Origin of the sequence: Flavobacterium alvei, from assembly GCF_002920895.1 — a bacterium.
GTDB classification, from domain to species: Bacteria; Bacteroidota; Bacteroidia; order Flavobacteriales; family Flavobacteriaceae; genus Flavobacterium; species Flavobacterium alvei.
Map to the genome: position 1 here is coordinate 377,965 of NZ_PQVG01000004.1, position 15,041 is coordinate 393,005.

The following is a 15,041-nucleotide window of genomic DNA, read 5'->3' on the forward strand; positions in this document are numbered from 1 at the left end:
AAGTGTTATTATTTTTTTGCATCGAATGCTAATGCGTACATTTTTATATTTTTTATCATCGAAACCAATCCGTTGGCTCGGGTTGGAGATAAATGTTCTTTGAGTCCGATTTGGTCAATAAAATCCATATCGGCATTCAAAATATCAGCCGCTTTTTGGTTCGAGAAAACCCGAATTAAAATCGCTATGATTCCTTTTGTTAAAATGGCATCGCTATCGGCTGTGAAAACAATTTTGTCGTCATTTTGTTCTCCTTTCAACCACACTTTCGATTGACAACCTTTGATAATATTATCGTCAGTTTTGAATTCCTCTTGGATTAGTGGTAAATTTTTACCCAAATCAATAATGTATTCGTAGCGCTGCATCCAATCATCAAACATGGAGAACTCGTCAACTATTTCTTCTTGTATATCTTTTATGCTCATTATTCTTTTTTTGCAAATGAATTTATTTTTGTAACCAATTTTTGAATCGCTTCAGGCGGATAACCGTGATCAAAAGACGTGGTTTTGTATTTTTTATCTTTATGTATAACTTCTAAAGTAGCAATGGCGGCTCCATCGTGAAATCGTTTTTCACTGGGTGCTTTTAAAGTCGCTAAACTATCCAAATTAATCGTTTCGAAATAACTAATCAATTCTTTCCAATCGGCATCCGAAATTTTGGTTTCTACTGCTTTTTCGGTTCCACTTCTGTCTTTCGAAACAGCAACCATTTGGTTTTGAATCGTAATCTTTTGATAGAAACCTCTGGTGTTTGCTGTATATTCTAAAATAGCTGTTTTTAAATCGTTTTTGGTTTGGCTAGTACAGCTTTTACCAAGAAACAGACTAAGAAAAATCATTGCATATAGTTTCATTTTTTATGTTTTTAGGATAACATCATTTGAGCTTTTTTCACGGCTTCGACCATAACGTCAATTTCTTCTTTGGTATTATAAAACGAAAACGAAGCACGAATGGTTCCCGGAATATTGAAAAAATTCATAATCGGTTGAGCACAATGATGTCCTGTTCGAACTGCAATTCCTAATTTGTCCACTATCGTTCCAATATCATAAGGGTGAATACCTTCAATATTAAACGAAACTACCGAAGTTTTTTCCTTGGCAGTACCATAAATTTTCAAGCCTTCGATTTCTAATAATTGTTTTGTGGCATATTCTAACAGTTCTAATTCCTGTTTTTGAATGTTGTCAAAACCTATTGAATTCATATAGTCAACTGCTGTTCCTAAAACAATTCCGCCTGCAATATCAGGCGTTCCCGCTTCAAATTTGTGTGGCAAATCGGCATAAGTCGTTTTCTCGAAAGTCACTTCCTTAATCATTTCGCCACCCCCTTGATAGGGTGGTAATTTATTCAGCCAAGCTTCTTTTCCGTATAAAATTCCAACGCCTGTGGGCCCACACATTTTATGACCTGAAAAAACATAAAAATCACAATCCAAAGCCTGAACATCGGGTTTCAAATGCGGCACGGCTTGGGCTCCGTCAATCAAAATGGCTGCTCCAAATTCGTGGGCTTTGTCAATCATATATTTCACCGGATTGACCGTTCCCAATGCGTTTGAAATATGATTTACGGTAACGATTTTGGTATTATTCGACAATAATTTATCGTATTCTTCCATTATCAATTCGCCGTTGTCATCCATTGGAATCACTTTTAAAGTCGCTCCTGTTTTTTCGCATAACATTTGCCAAGGCACAATATTGCTATGATGCTCCAATGCCGAAACCAAAACTTCATCGCCTGGTTTTAATATTGAAGCAAAACCATTGGCTACGGCATTGATTCCGTGAGTTGTTCCCGAAGTAAAAATCACTTCGTGGGCAAATTTTGCATTGATATGATTTTGGATTTTACTACGCGAAATTTCGTAAGCATCAGTTGCCAATTGACTCAAAGTATGCACACCACGATGAATGTTGGCATTGATTTCTTGATAATATTTAGCAATCGCATCGATCACAATTTGTGGTTTTTGCGAAGTGGCTCCGTTATCGAAATACACCAATGGTTTTCCGTTGACTGTTCTGGAAAGTATAGGAAAATCGGCTCTAACTTTATTGATATCTAACATTGCTTTATTTAGAAAAATTCTAAATACAAAAGTAATGAATATAGGTGGGTTTCAACAGCAAGATTTTACAATTTTTAACAGTATTAATTTATAGCAAAATATGTTTTCTCTATGCTATTTTTGTTAAATTGCTTCAAAATTTCGCTACAAATGAAAAAAATCTTTAAGTTTCTCGGTCTTGCCTTTTTACTATTCCTGATTTATTTTGGTTACACCACTTATCCTAAACTGGACTTAATTTCAGGATTTTCGGCTAAAAGTATAGCTTCAGGCCATTTTATTGACCATCGTTCGCAAGAAATGATTGAAAAAGGCGACAACGATATCAAAATGATTACTTTATCCAAAAACCAAATTGATGAAACTGGAAAATTTGCAACCGCTTCGGTTTATGGATTAAAAGAACGAAAAGCCATTTATCGTGAAGGTTTGGGAGCGACTTTAATCAACGATAATTTTGATATTTCAAAACCATATGAAGTTCCTAAAAGAACCAAAATCAACAACAATTTACCTTTTCCGTATGGAAATAACGAACCCAAAGACACCATTTTTGACAATATCGATTATGACAAATTGAATGCGGCTGTAGCCAATGCTTTTGATGCAAAAGGGCAGAAAATGAAACGAACTCGCTCGGTTATCGTGATTTATAAAGACAAAATCATTGTTGAGAAATATGATACTGGTTTTGATAAAAACTCCAAGATTTTGGGTTGGTCTATGACTAAAAGTATTACGGCCACGATGTTCGGAATTTTACAAAAACAAGGAAAACTAACTATTAATAAACTGGCTCCAATTGAAGAATGGGCAGATGATGAACGAAAAAATATCACCATCAACGATTTGCTTCATATGAACTCAGGATTAGAATGGGAAGAAGATTATACCAAAATTTGCGATGCCACAAATATGCTTTTTCTGGCAGAAGATATGACTCGAGTACAATTAGAAAAACCAGCAAGATTCAAACCGAACACACATTGGAATTATTCCTCGGGAACATCAAATTTGCTTTCTGGAATTTTGCGAAAACAATTCAAAACGCATCAGGAATATTTAGATTTTTGGTATTCAGCTTTGATTGATAAAATTGGGATGAATTCGATGATAGTAGAAACTGATATGGCTGGGAATTATGTGGGTTCGTCCTACAGTTGGGCAACGACAAGGGATTGGGCAAAATTTGGATTGTTGTATTTGCACAAAGGCAATTGGAACGGTGAGCAATTATTTGACGAAAGTTGGGCAAAATATGTTTCAACTCCTACTCAAGGTTCGAAAGGCGATTATGGTGGACATTTTTGGTTGAATGCTGGTGGATATTATCCTGATGCGCCAAGAGATTTGTATTCCGCTAATGGGTATCAAGGGCAAAGGGTATTTATTATTCCGTCACAAGATTTGGTTATTGTTAGAATGGGTTTGAGCGAAGAAGTCAAATTTGATTTTAATGGAATGTTGAAAGGTATTGTGGGGAGTTTGAAGAAATAAACTAAACACAAAGCACTCAGAGTAAAAATTACAAAGGGCACAAAGTTCAATTATAAACTTTGTGCCCTTTGAGTAAACCTTAGTGAACTTTGTGGTAAATATCTACAAATCAAATCCAATTTTCACTCCTAATTTCAAGGCGATAATTTTGGTAATTCTTTGTTTCAATTCTGGAATTTTGATGTTTTCGATTACGGCATTCGAGAAAGCGTACATCAATAATGCTTTGGCTTCTTTTTTTGGAATTCCACGTTGTTGCATATAGAACATTGCGGTTTCGTCAAGTTGACCCACCGTGCAACCGTGGGAACATTTTACGTCGTCGGCAAAAATTTCCAATTGCGGCTTGGCATTAATGGTGGCTTTTTCTCCCAACAAAATGTTGTTGCTTTTCTGGAAAGCGTTGGTTTTTTGGGCTTCTTTTTCCACATAAACCTTCCCGTTGAAAACTCCTGTAGAATTGTCTGAAAAAATTCCTTTGTAATCTTGGAAGCTTTCGCAATTTGGCGCAGCGTGATGCACCAAAGTATAATGATCTACGTGTTGCTTGTCGCCAATAATGGTGATTCCGTTGAGCGTGCTAGTCAATCGTTCGCCAAAATGATAGAAATTCAAATTATTTCTGGTCAAATTGCCTCCGAATGAGAAAGTTTGAACCGAAACGTGACTTTCTTGTTTTTGAGAAACATAAGTATTGTCGATTAAATTAGCTCCGAGGTGATCATTCTGAATTTTATAGAAATCTACAATAGCGCGTTTTTGGGCAAAAATTTCAGTAACCGAATTGGTCAAAACTGGATTTTCGTTCAAACTTTGGTGTCTTTCAATAATTTGAACGTGTGAATTTTCTCCAACAATCACTAAATTTCGGGGCTGAACCAAAAGTGCTGCTTCGTTGCCAGTCGAGAAATACATAATCTCAATAGGTTTTTGCACCACCGTCTTTTTCGGAATGTTGATGTAAGCTCCTTCATTGGCGAAAGCCGTATTCAAAGAGGTTAAACTTTCGTCTTTGCTAGCAATTTGGTTAAAATAAGCATCAATAACCATTTTGTATTTGGGCTTGTTTAATGCCGATGACATCAAGCAAACATCCAATCCTTGGTGGGTTGTAGATGACAAATTAGAACTAAACACACCATCAATAAATACGATTTTGTAGGTGTCTATTTCGTGGATGAAATATTTTTTTACATCCTTGAATTCTATCGAAGTTTCGCTTTTTGGAAAAACGGTAAAGTCATTTTTTAGGATGGCGTTTAGCGAAGTATATTTCCAAGATTCTTCTTTTTTGGTTGGGAAGCCTTTATTTTCAAAGTTTTTTATGGCGGCAGTTCTCAAATCGTGTAGTTCTGAATGAACATCGATTTGCTCTTCAAAAGCCATAAAAGACGATATTAATTTTTCTTTTAATTCCATAATTTAGTTGATGGTTGATAGTTGGTGGTTGATGGTTACCAATAACTGACAACCGACAACCGACAACTCTTATGCTTCTTGCTCTTGTTTGATCCAATCGTATCCTTTTTCTTCCAACTCGTAGGCCAATTCTTTAGTGCCCGATTTCACGATTTTTCCGTTATATAGAACGTGAACAAAATCTGGAACGATATAATCCAACAATCTTTGGTAGTGCGTGATTACAACGATAGCGTTTTTGTCGCTTTTCAATTTGTTTACTCCATTGGCAACAATTCTCAAAGCATCAATGTCTAATCCAGAATCGGTTTCGTCAAGGATGGCGAGTTTTGGCTCCAACATGGCCATTTGGAAAATTTCGTTACGTTTTTTCTCTCCACCCGAAAATCCTTCGTTTAAAGATCGAGACAAAAATTTACGGTCAATTTCCAATAATTCCGATTTTTCGCGAATCACTTTCAACATCTCGTTGGCCGGCATTTCTTCTTGGCCGTTGGCTTTTCGGGTTTCGTTGATGGCCGTTCTCATAAAATTGGTCACTGAAACTCCTGGTATCTCAACAGGATATTGAAACGAAAGGAATACGCCTTTATGTGCTCTTTCTTCGGGAGCTAATTCAGAGATATCTTCGTTGTCCAAAAGGATTTCACCTTCAGTTACTTCGTAGTTTTCATTTCCAGCAATAATAGCCGAAAGCGTACTTTTTCCAGCACCATTTGGACCCATTATGGCATGAACTTCTCCTGCTTTCACTTCAAGGTTGATGCCTTTAAGAATTTCTTTGTCGCCGATAGAGGCGTGTAGATTTTTTATTGATAACATTGTTTGTTTTGTTTATTCGTAATGACCTTTTAATGATATAATACTCAGAATATTTACAGTGTTTTCGTCTATAATTTCGTAAATAATTCGATGTTCCTGATTGATTCTCCTTGACCAATAACCTGATAAATTATGTTTTAAAGGTTCTGGTTTACCAATTCCTTCAAAAGGATGCAATTGAATATCTTCAATTAAAGAATATATTTTATTCAGTACCGATTTATTGCCTGATTTTATCCAAAAATTTAAATCTGCTTTGGCTTTACTTGAAAAATCTATTTGCATAATTCTTTCAATTCTTCCATTGTCATTCTAGTTCCTTTTCCTTCTCTGACTTCTTTTGCTGCCTCCAAAATTTCTTTTACAAACTCAGGATTATAGGGTTTCTCTTCTTTTTCGATTTCAAAACCCAAGGATTTTGCCAATGATTTCAATACAGGGAAATCTTTTTTCTTGACGTTTTTTAAAATGATGTCCATAACAATTTGAATTTAGGATAGTTATTTCAAATTTACAAAAAATTATCCAACACTTCCTTCCAACGAAATTTCCAATAATTTCTGTGCTTCCACGGCAAATTCCATTGGCAATTTGTTCAAAACATCTTTACTGAAACCGTTCACGATCAAGGCAATGGCTTTCTCGGTTGGAATTCCGCGTTGGTTGCAATAGAAAACTTGGTCTTCACCAATCTTGCTCGTTGTGGCTTCGTGTTCAATTTTGGCCGAGGTGTTTTTGCTTTCGATGTATGGAAAAGTATGTGCCCCGCAATTGTTCCCCATCAACAAGGAATCGCATTGCGAAAAGTTTCTGGCATTGTCGGCATTTGGACCAATTTTCACCAAACCTCTATAACTGTTTTGCGATTTCCCGGCCGAAATTCCTTTGGAAATAATGGTCGATTTGGTGTTTTTTCCCAGGTGAATCATCTTGGTTCCCGTGTCGGCTTGCTGGAAGTTGTTGGTTACGGCAATTGAATAAAATTCGCCCACCGAATTGTCGCCTTTCAACACGCAAGAAGGATATTTCCAAGTAACAGCAGAACCTGTTTCGACTTGTGTCCAAGAAATTTTTGCATCTTTCTCACACAATCCTCTTTTAGTTACGAAGTTGAAAACTCCGCCTTTACCTTCTTTATTTCCTGGATACCAGTTTTGAACGGTCGAATATTTAATTTCGGCTCCGTCTAAAGCTATTAGTTCAACAACAGCTGCGTGCAATTGATTTTCATCACGTGTGGGAGCTGTACAGCCCTCTAGATAAGACACATAACTACCTTCGTCGGCAATTAGCAAGGTTCTTTCGAATTGACCTGTTCCCGCTTGATTGATACGGAAATAAGTTGATAACTCCATCGGGCAATGCACCCCTTTTGGGATATAGCAAAAACTTCCGTCAGAGAATACAGCCGAGTTCAAGGCGGCATAAAAATTATCTTTTTGAGGAACAACGGTGCCTATATATTTTTTTACTAATTCGGGATGTTCTTTGATAGCTTCGGAAATACTCATAAAGATAATTCCTTTTTCGCCCAAAGTTTTCTTGAAAGTTGTTGCTACAGAAACAGAATCAACTACAATATCCATAGCGACATTGTTCATCTTTTTTTGCTCATCAATTGAGATGCCTAACTTTTTATACATTTCTAAAAGCTCAGGATCTACATCGTCTAATGTTTTATTAGGATCAACTGCTTTTGGTGCTGAGTAATAAGAAATCGCTTGAAAATTGGGTTTGTTGTAATGCACATTGGCCCATTCTGGTTCAATCATTTTTTCCCAAGCACGAAAAGCCTCGATGCGCCAATCGGTCATCCATTCTGGTTCTTCTTTTCTTTGTGAAATGGCACGAACAATATCTTCGTTCAAGCCAATAGGAAAGGTATCCGATTCTAAATCAGTATAAAATCCGTACTCGTATTCTTTGGTTTCGAGTTCGACTCTTAAATGGTCTTCGGTGTATTTTGACATAATTTTTGTTTAAATGTTTTACAAAGAGAAACTCTCTCCGCAACCACAAGTTCTACTCGCATTTGGATTATTAAAAACAAAGCCTTTTCCGTTTAATCCGCCTGAAAATTCAAGGATTGTTCCAGCTAAATAAAGGAAAGATTTTTTTTCGACAGCAATAGTTATATCATTATCCACGAATATCTTGTCGTCATCGCCTTTGTTTTTGTCAAATTTTAAATCATAAGACAAACCCGAGCATCCGCCGCTTTTTACACCGACTCTCACATAATCGACTGCGGCATCAAAACCATCCTCTTTCATTAAATCGATGATTTTCTTTTTGGCTGTATCAGAAACTTTTATCATAGCTTATTTTGATTTTGTCTAAATAAAAGGCAAAGGTATTACAAATTAGGCTTTAAGTCAAATAAGATACCATTTTTATAACTATAATTGGATAGAAAAAGTCTATTTAACAATACTAAAACAAATGTATTACTTAAATTTGGTTCTTCTAAAAAAAAGCAATCATTTTATGAAATTATACCCTATAGAAACAGGCAATTTTAAGCTTGACGGTGGAGCAATGTTTGGCGTCGTACCCAAAACCATTTGGAACAAAACCAATCCTGCCGATGCTAACAATTTAATAGATCTTGCCGCAAGATGTTTACTAATTGAAGATGGAAATCGACTTATTTTAATTGATAATGGAATGGGAAACAAACAATCTGAGAAGTTTTTTGGATACTATTTCCTTTGGGGAAACCATTCTTTAGATAATTCTTTGGCAAAATATGGTTTTCATCGTGATGACATTACCGACGTTTTTTTGACGCATTTGCATTTTGATCATTGTGGTGGAAGCGTCAATAGGAACAAAGACAAAACAGGCTATGAAGTGGCGTTTAAAAATGCCAAATTTTGGACTAATGAAAATCATTGGAAATGGGCTACAAAACCCAATCTTCGAGAAAAAGCTTCTTTCCTTTCGGAAAATATTTTGCCTATTCAAGAAAGCGGTCAATTGCATTTTTTGGAACTACCTGAAAATGATTTTGGATTTTCTGAAGAATTGAATTTCGGAATTCATTATGTAAATGGTCATACCGAAAAACAAATGATACCTCAAATAAAATATCAAGACAAAACCATTTGTTTTATGGCCGATTTAATTCCAACCGTAGGCCATTTGCCTCTGCCATATGTTATGGGGTATGACACCAGACCTTTGTTAACCATGCCAGAAAAATCAAAATTCTTGAATGCCGCTGCCGAAAATAATTATTATCTATTTTTAGAACACGATGCACACAACGAAATCATAACTGTAGAACAAACAGAAAGAGGAATTCGCTTAAAAGAGACCTATAGTTGTGATAAAATCTTTAAATAATGTTAATATTAGCTTAATATATAACAAAACCGCATACTTTTACCTGAAATTTAAAATTCTTAAAAAAAACAATCTATGATCAATTTTAAAAATAGTTTACTAGCCTCTTTTGCAGTATTGATGTTAGCAGGTTGTGGAGCCTCAAAAAACACTTCCTATAGCAACTTGACAATGATTCAAGCTCCTTTAAATGTTCAGAGAAAGACAGCTCTTAAAGAAGCTGATTTAAACCGTTGGAGCCATTTAGATATTATTAAAGATACCATTCCTGGAATGAGTGTTGACCGAGCTTATGCCGAATTATTAAAAGATAAAAAAGGCAAAAAAGTAATCGTAGGAATTGTAGATTCAGGAGTTGATATCGATCACGAAGATTTAAAAGCAGTGGTTTGGACCAATAAAAAAGAGATTGCTGGAAACGGAATTGACGATGATAAAAATGGCTATATCGATGATATTCACGGTTGGAATTTTCTTGGAGATATTACCAAAGAAAACATAGAATACGAAAGAATTGTGGCTAACAAAAACCTTGTGGATGAAGCAACTTATCAAGAAGCAAAAGCCGTAAATGATAAAAACATTGCAAAATCTACTACAGGCAAAGCACGTCTTGAAGAAATGATAGCAGACGCAACAAATGCCGATGCTGTTTTGACCAAATATTTTGGAAAATCAACTTACACTAAAGAAGAAGTAAATGCCATTAGTTCGCAAGATGCTGAAATCAATAAAAGCAAAATGATGATTCAGCGTGTAAATTCTTTCGAAATGACTGTGCCAGAATTTAAAACAGCCGTTCAAAAAGAACTTGATGGATATATCAAAGTAGTAAACGGAGACAATCTTAAAACCAATTACCGAAAAGTTTTGGGTGATAATCCAGAAGATATTACCGACACAAAATACGGTAACAACAATGTAATGGGACCAGACAAAGAAGAAATTCTTCACGGAACTCACGTAGCAGGAATTGTAGCTCAAGTAAGAAACAACGGAATTGGCGGAGATGGAATTGCTAACAATGTCGAAATTCTTACTGTTCGCGCTGTGCCAGATGGCGATGAGTATGACAAAGATATTGCGCTTGGTATTCGCTATGCTGTAGATAATGGTGCAAAAGTAATTAACGGAAGCTTTGGAAAAAGTTTTTCACCACACAAACAATGGGTTTATGATGCCATAAAATATGCCGAAAGCAAAGACGTATTAATCGTTCATGCTGCCGGAAATGATGCAAAAGATATTGATGTTGCCAATAATTATCCAAACGATTCTGATGATAAAATAAACGAATTTGCCGATAATATGATTACGATTGGTGCTTTGAATTATGAATATGGAAATAAAATAGTAGCCCGATTTTCTAACTTCGGAAAAATTAATGTGGATGTATTTGCTCCAGGTGTAAAAATTTATGCCTCAACACCCAATAACACCTATAAATTATTGCAAGGAACATCAATGGCTTCTCCAAACGTAGCTGGAGTTGCTGCACTAATTCGTTCGTATTATCCAAAATTAACAGCCAAACAAGTGAAACACATTTTGATGGATTCTGGTGTAGCAATAACTACTGATGTTATTGTTGGCGGAAAACCAAACGATGTTCGTCCGTTTTCAACTTTGTCTAAATCAGGGAAAATGGTCAATGCTTACAACGCACTATTGATGGCTGATAAAATGTCAAAATAACAATAATTTAGGTCTAATTTTAAAATGGAGGGAGTTAAATCCTTCCATTTTCTGTTTTATTATTATGAAAAAAATTCTTTTAATTTCTGTGTTTTTATTGAGTTTTGCAAATGGTTTTGCCCAAAGTTCAGAATATTGGCAACAACATGTCGATTATAAAATGGACGTGGTGATGAATGTGAAAAACTATCAATACAAAGGCAAACAGAAGTTGGTTTACACCAATAATTCGCCCGATACTTTAAAACGTGTTTATTATCATTTGTTCAACAATGCTTTTCAACCTGGAAGCGAAATGGACGCTAGACTTCAAAGCATCAAAGATCCCGATGCTAGAATGGTAAATAAAGTAAAACGCGGTGATACCGAAATTAAAGAAAGCCGAATTAAAACCTTGAAACCCGATGAAATTGGCTATTTAAACATTTCAAATTTTAAACAAGACGGAATTACTGCCTCTGCAAAAACCGTTGGAACCATTCTTGAAGTAACTTTGGCTAAACCCATTCTACCTCATTCGAAAACTACATTCACACTCGATTTTGATGGTCAAGTTCCAGTTCAAATTCGTCGTTCTGGCAGAAATAATGCCGAAGGAGTCGAATTATCGATGGCACAATGGTATCCAAAAATAGCCGAATTTGATTTCGAAGGTTGGCACGCCGATCCCTACATTGGAAGAGAATTTCACGGAGTTTGGGGAGATTTTGACGTAAAAATTTCTATTGACAAAGAATATGTTCTAGGAGGTTCGGGTTATTTGCAAAACAAAAACGAAATAGGTCACGGTTATCAAGATGCAGGAATATCGGTTGTATATCCAAAGAACTCTAAAACCTTGACTTGGCATTTTTATGCTCCAATGGTTCACGACTTTACTTGGGCTGCCGATAAAAATTACCTTCACGATATTGTCAAAGGTCCCAACAATGTCGATTTGCATTTTCTTTATAAAAACAATCCAGAAATTATCGAAAACTGGAAAGCTTTGCAACCCAAAATGGTTCAAATAATGAAGTTTTACAACAACTTTGTTGGTAATTATCCTTATAAACAATATTCCTTTATTCAAGGTGGCGATGGCGGAATGGAATATGCCATGTGTACATTAATGCTTGGAAACGGAAAATTTGAAGGGATTTTAGGAACGGCAACTCACGAATTAGGACATTCATGGTTTCAGCACATTTTAGCCTCAAATGAAAGCAAACACCCGTGGATGGACGAAGGATTTACTTCCTATATTGAAGATTTAGCATTAAATGAAATTGCTGAAAAAAAGACAGAAAACCCATTCCTGCCAACCTATAAAGCCTATTATAAATTAGTTGAATCGGGAAAAGAACAACCGCAAACCACTCACGGCGACCGATATGACGAGAACAGACCCTATAGTATTTCTTCATACTACAAAGGCGAAATTTTCTTGGCACAATTAGAATATCTTATTGGAAAAGAGAATGTTGCCAAAACATTGAAAAAATATTTTCAAGACTTCAAATTCAAACATCCAACACCTAATGATATCAAAAGAACTGCCGAGCGTGTTTCGGGAGCCAACCTCGATTGGTATTTAACCGATTGGACTCAAACCACCAACACGATAGATTATGGAATTAAAGATGTTAGAATTGACCTAGGTTATACAGGGAAAAACACGGTAATTACTTTAGAAAGAATAGGTAGAATGCCAATGCCAATTGATATTTTGGTTGAATATACCGATGGCACAAAAGAGAGTTTTTATATTCCGCTACGTATGATGAGTTTTGAGAAAGAAAACCCGAATCCAGCAATAAAAAGAACAGTTTTAAGTGATTGGACTTGGGCAAATCCGACTTACACATTTTGGGTAGATTCAAATACCAAAACCATCAAAAAAATAACAATCGACCCAAGTGGATTAATGGCCGACGTGAAGCAAGCTGATAATACCTATGAGATAAAATAAAATTTTCTTTTACTATAAAACAGCTATTTGAAACTAAAAATTTGTTTTTCACAACTATTCCTTTAGTTTTGAAAAAAAAACGTATGAAATCATTTGATGTAGCCATAATTGGGAGTGGTCCTTCTGGAGCTTCGGCAGCGTTCGAATTAGCCAAAAGTGGTCTTTCGACCGTGATAATTGAAAAGGAAATTTTACCCAGATATAAAACTTGCGGTGGTGGATTGGTCTTTCGTGGCAGAAAAAATATGCCTTTTGATATTTCTTCGGTAGTAGAAAAAGAATTCTTTGAAGTAGATACTTATTTTGCCAATACAAATTTAAAATTTACCACCAACAGAGACCAGCCAATTGTAAGTATGATTATGCGCGATGCTTTTGACCATTTGATAGTCGAAAAAGCAAAAGAAAACGGCGTTACTCTTCTTCAAAACCATAAAGTTTTAGCCATTTCGTTTGGCGAAATTCAAACCATTCATACGAGTGAAGGCGATGTACAGGCAAAATTCATCATCGCTGGAGACGGAGCCTTAAGTCCTGTTGCCAAAATAGCAGGATGGCAAGAAACCCGAAATATTATTCCCGCTTTAGAATATGAAGTAGAAGTTCCTGTTGCCGATTTTGAACGATTATCAAAAAATGTTCGTTTCGATGTTGATGTTATTCCATTGGGCTACGGCTGGTGTTTTCCTAAAAAAAATCATTTATCCATTGGAGTTGGTGTTTTTGTTAAAACCAAGCAGAAAATAGATTTAAAAAAATACTATGCCGACTATCTAAAAACCCTTGGTATCACCGAAATTATAAATGAAGAAGCTCACGGATTTGTAATTCCTGTTTCTCCTAGAACCGATACTTTTGTTCAAAAGAATGTGTTTTTAATTGGCGATGCTGCTGGATTTGCTGATCCAATCGTTGCCGAAGGAATTTCGAATGCTATTTTAAGCGGCGTTTTGGCAGCACAATCCATTATTGAAAGTAAACTAGACGGGGTTTTAGCATCGAAATTGTATCACGAAAAATTGGAAAACAGCATTTTGCCAGAGATTCGAACTGGGGTTGTTTTATCTAAATTTTTCTACGAAAAAAGAGCCTTACGCAACCTTTTTCTTAAAAAATACGGTCAGCTTTTGGCCAATGCAATGACCGAAGTTTTTATGGGAGAAAGAACCTATCCCAAAGATTATAAAGCTACCATCCGCAGAAAAATCAAGGAAGTTATTTTTTAGTGATAATCAATCTGCTTTAAATGTTCTAACATATCGACGGTCATACTTTCTAAATCAAATTCGTGATGCCAGTTCCAGTCTGCTCTAGCTCGAGAATCATCAATACTAGCTGGCCAACTATCAGCAATTATTTGACGAAAATCAGGCTCATACGAAATGGTAAAATCAGGAATATGTTTTTTTATTTCAGCCGCAATTTCGGTTGGAGTAAAACTCATGGCCGACAAATTATAAGAAGAACGAATTTTAATATTTTCGGCTGGAGCTTGCATAATTCTGATGGTGGCGTCAATAGCATCGTCCATATACATCATGGGCATTTTGGTTTCTGAAGACAAAAAACACTCATATTTTCCATCACTCAAAGCTTTGTGATAAATATCCACCGCATAATCTGTGGTTCCGCCACCAGGAGGAGTTGACCAACTGATTAAACCCGGATAACGCACACTTCGAACATCAACTCCAAAATGAGTATGATAATATTCGCACCATCTTTCGCCAGATTGTTTGCTAATTCCGTAAACGGTCGAAGGTTCCATAATGGTGTATTGTGGTGTGTTTTCTCTTGGCGTCGTTGGTCCAAAAACAGCAATACTCGATGGCCAGAATACTTTTTTTATTTTTTTGGCTTTGGCCAAATTCAAAACATGAAACAATGAATTCATATTCAAATCCCAAGCAAAAGCAGGGTTTTTTTCGGCTGTTGCCGATAATAATGCTGCCATCAAATAAATATCAGTAATGTGATGCACCTCAACCAAATGCTCAATTTGATTAAAATCAAGTGCATTTATCACTTCAAAAATTCCAGAGTTCACAATATCATTATTCAATTTTCGAATATCTGATGCGACCACATTTTCAATTCCATATAATTCCCGAAGTCGATGTGTTAACTCGGTTCCTATTTGCCCGCAAGCACCTATAATCAGTATTTTAGGATTCATCTGGTTGGTTTTTCTTATACAAATATACTGTTTTATTGAACATCA

Annotated in this window: 15 protein-coding genes; 5 read left to right on the forward strand and 10 right to left on the reverse strand. The window is 35.9% G+C overall.

Annotated features, from left to right (window positions below; translation table 11 throughout):
* Positions 1 to 8 precede the first annotated feature (8 nt).
* The 3 genes from C3L50_RS09110 to C3L50_RS09120 are packed head-to-tail and all read right to left on the reverse strand — an operon-like array spanning position 9 to position 2,088.
* Positions 9 to 428: a SufE family protein gene (locus C3L50_RS09110; protein WP_103805865.1), complete on the reverse strand. Its 420-nt coding sequence runs from the start codon at positions 426 to 428 to the stop codon at positions 9 to 11.
* Positions 428 to 862: a hypothetical protein gene (locus C3L50_RS09115; protein WP_103805866.1), complete on the reverse strand. Its 435-nt coding sequence runs from the start codon at positions 860 to 862 to the stop codon at positions 428 to 430. Before C3L50_RS09115 ends, C3L50_RS09110 begins: the two co-directional genes overlap by 1 nt.
* A gap of 11 nt (positions 863 to 873) precedes the next feature.
* A complete protein-coding gene (locus C3L50_RS09120) occupies positions 874 to 2,088 on the reverse strand; it encodes an aminotransferase class V-fold PLP-dependent enzyme (RefSeq protein ID WP_103805867.1) in 1,215 nt (404 codons plus the stop codon).
* Positions 2,089 to 2,238: 150 nt separating this feature from the next.
* Here C3L50_RS09120 and C3L50_RS09125 point away from each other — a divergent pair, with 150 nt between their 5' ends.
* Positions 2,239 to 3,585 (forward strand): serine hydrolase domain-containing protein, encoded by a 1,347-nt coding sequence (locus tag C3L50_RS09125; RefSeq protein ID WP_103805947.1) that lies wholly within the window; start codon positions 2,239 to 2,241, stop codon positions 3,583 to 3,585.
* A gap of 102 nt (positions 3,586 to 3,687) precedes the next feature.
* Here the strand turns inward: C3L50_RS09125 and sufD are convergent, their stop codons facing one another.
* From sufD to C3L50_RS09155, 6 genes are all read right to left on the reverse strand, one after another.
* Entirely contained in the window at positions 3,688 to 5,004 is a 1,317-nt protein-coding gene (gene sufD / locus C3L50_RS09130; protein WP_103805868.1) for a Fe-S cluster assembly protein SufD, read from the reverse strand.
* 69 nt (positions 5,005 to 5,073) lie between these two features.
* Positions 5,074 to 5,826 carry a Fe-S cluster assembly ATPase SufC gene (sufC, locus tag C3L50_RS09135; RefSeq protein WP_103805869.1) on the reverse strand — a complete coding sequence of 251 codons (753 nt, stop codon included), beginning with the start codon at positions 5,824 to 5,826 and terminating at the stop codon, positions 5,074 to 5,076.
* 12 nt (positions 5,827 to 5,838) lie between these two features.
* Positions 5,839 to 6,111 carry a Txe/YoeB family addiction module toxin gene (locus tag C3L50_RS09140; protein ID WP_103805870.1) on the reverse strand — a complete coding sequence of 91 codons (273 nt, stop codon included), beginning with the start codon at positions 6,109 to 6,111 and terminating at the stop codon, positions 5,839 to 5,841.
* Positions 6,102 to 6,305, reverse strand: coding sequence for a DUF2683 family protein (locus C3L50_RS09145; RefSeq protein WP_103805871.1), 204 nt, complete (start codon positions 6,303 to 6,305; stop codon positions 6,102 to 6,104). The genes C3L50_RS09140 and C3L50_RS09145 overlap by 10 nt, the downstream gene beginning before the upstream one ends.
* A gap of 42 nt (positions 6,306 to 6,347) precedes the next feature.
* Positions 6,348 to 7,796, reverse strand: coding sequence for a Fe-S cluster assembly protein SufB (gene sufB / locus C3L50_RS09150; protein WP_103805872.1), 1,449 nt, complete (start codon positions 7,794 to 7,796; stop codon positions 6,348 to 6,350).
* Between the two features lie 18 nt (positions 7,797 to 7,814).
* Positions 7,815 to 8,144: a HesB/IscA family protein gene (locus tag C3L50_RS09155; RefSeq protein ID WP_103805873.1), complete on the reverse strand. Its 330-nt coding sequence runs from the start codon at positions 8,142 to 8,144 to the stop codon at positions 7,815 to 7,817.
* A gap of 169 nt (positions 8,145 to 8,313) precedes the next feature.
* On the opposite strand from C3L50_RS09155, the gene C3L50_RS09160 reads away from it, so the two are divergent.
* The 4 genes from C3L50_RS09160 to C3L50_RS09175 all read left to right on the forward strand — a co-directional run bounded on the left by C3L50_RS09160 (position 8,314) and on the right by C3L50_RS09175 (position 14,046).
* Positions 8,314 to 9,174 carry an MBL fold metallo-hydrolase gene (locus C3L50_RS09160; RefSeq protein ID WP_103805874.1) on the forward strand — a complete coding sequence of 287 codons (861 nt, stop codon included), beginning with the start codon at positions 8,314 to 8,316 and terminating at the stop codon, positions 9,172 to 9,174.
* A gap of 75 nt (positions 9,175 to 9,249) precedes the next feature.
* Entirely contained in the window at positions 9,250 to 10,869 is a 1,620-nt protein-coding gene (locus C3L50_RS09165; protein WP_103805875.1) for a S8 family peptidase, read from the forward strand.
* 64 nt (positions 10,870 to 10,933) lie between these two features.
* Positions 10,934 to 12,820 (forward strand): M1 family metallopeptidase, encoded by a 1,887-nt coding sequence (locus C3L50_RS09170; RefSeq protein ID WP_103805876.1) that lies wholly within the window; start codon positions 10,934 to 10,936, stop codon positions 12,818 to 12,820.
* A gap of 83 nt (positions 12,821 to 12,903) precedes the next feature.
* A complete protein-coding gene (locus tag C3L50_RS09175) occupies positions 12,904 to 14,046 on the forward strand; it encodes a geranylgeranyl reductase family protein (protein WP_103805948.1) in 1,143 nt (380 codons plus the stop codon).
* Here C3L50_RS09175 and C3L50_RS09180 read toward each other — a convergent pair.
* Positions 14,043 to 14,996 carry an L-threonine 3-dehydrogenase gene (locus C3L50_RS09180; RefSeq protein WP_103805877.1) on the reverse strand — a complete coding sequence of 318 codons (954 nt, stop codon included), beginning with the start codon at positions 14,994 to 14,996 and terminating at the stop codon, positions 14,043 to 14,045. The genes C3L50_RS09175 and C3L50_RS09180 overlap by 4 nt on opposite strands.
* Between the last annotated feature and the right edge of the window lie 45 nt (positions 14,997 to 15,041).